The organism is Phycicoccus sp. DTK01, assembly GCF_017312765.1.
GTDB classification, from domain to species: domain Bacteria; phylum Actinomycetota; class Actinomycetes; order Actinomycetales; family Dermatophilaceae; genus Phycicoccus; species Phycicoccus jejuensis.
Genome location: NZ_BOPU01000027.1, coordinates 1 through 836, shown reverse-complemented (window position 1 = coordinate 836; position 836 = coordinate 1). Strand labels below are relative to the sequence as shown.

The following is an 836-nucleotide window of genomic DNA, read 5'->3' as shown; positions in this document are numbered from 1 at the left end:
CACCATGCAGAGCGTCCCGACCTCGCCGACCACGCCGGGAGTGCGCGCGCTGGTGGTCGAGGACGAGGTCCACATGGCGCGCCTGATCGGCAGCTACCTGGAGCGAGCAGGGATGGAGGCGCACGTCGTCCACGACGGCCCCTCCGGCCTCGAGGCGGCCCGCGAGGTCGACCCCGACGTCGTCGTGCTCGACCTCGGCCTGCCCGGCATGGACGGCATCGAGGTCTGCCGGCAGTTGCGGACCTTCTCCGACGCCTACGTCGTCATGGTCACCGCGCGCGACGACGAGGTGGACACCCTCATCGGCCTGTCCGTGGGAGCCGACGACTACCTGACCAAGCCCTTCTCCCCCCGCGAGCTCATCGCCCGCATCCAGGTGATGTTCCGCCGACCCCGACGCCCCACCCATCCCGAGCCCACCGACCACGCCCTGACCGTCGGCCGGCTCGCCGTCGACCCCGTCGGCCGCGAGGTGTGGCTCGACCAGGAACCAGTGCACCTGACGCGCACCGAGTTCGACGTCCTGGCCGCCCTCGCCGGCAACCCGCGGATGGCCTTCTCCCGGCGCCAGCTCATCGACACCGTGTGGGGGCCGGAGTGGGTCGGTGACGAGCACCTCGTCGACGTCCACGTGGGGCACCTGCGCCGCAAGCTCGGCGACGACGCCACCGACCCGGTCTTCGTGCGCACCGTGCGCGGGGTCGGCTACCGGATGGGACCCGGCGCATGAGCCGCACGCGGCCTCGCGCGACGCGCGGCTTCGGCGCGCGGCTGCTCCTCACCCAGACGCTCCTGCTCGTCGCGGGCGCCGTCACCGCCTACCTCGTCGCCTCCCT

The 836-nt window shown here is 73.0% G+C and carries 1 protein-coding gene; it reads left to right on the top strand.

Going from position 1 to position 836, the window contains the following annotated elements; all coding sequences use genetic code 11:
* The first annotated feature begins 4 nt into the window (after positions 1 to 4).
* On the top strand, positions 5 to 730 hold the full coding sequence (locus J3473_RS19220; RefSeq protein ID WP_207025406.1) for a response regulator transcription factor: 726 nt from the start codon (positions 5 to 7) through the stop codon (positions 728 to 730).
* The last annotated feature ends 106 nt before the right edge of the window (positions 731 to 836 follow it).

What these genes read in the sequence shown, in the direction of transcription:
- J3473_RS19220 (WP_207025406.1), top strand. Translation starts at nt 5, where the DNA reads ATGCAGAGCGTCCCGACCTCGCCGACCACGCCGGGAGTGCGCGCGCTG.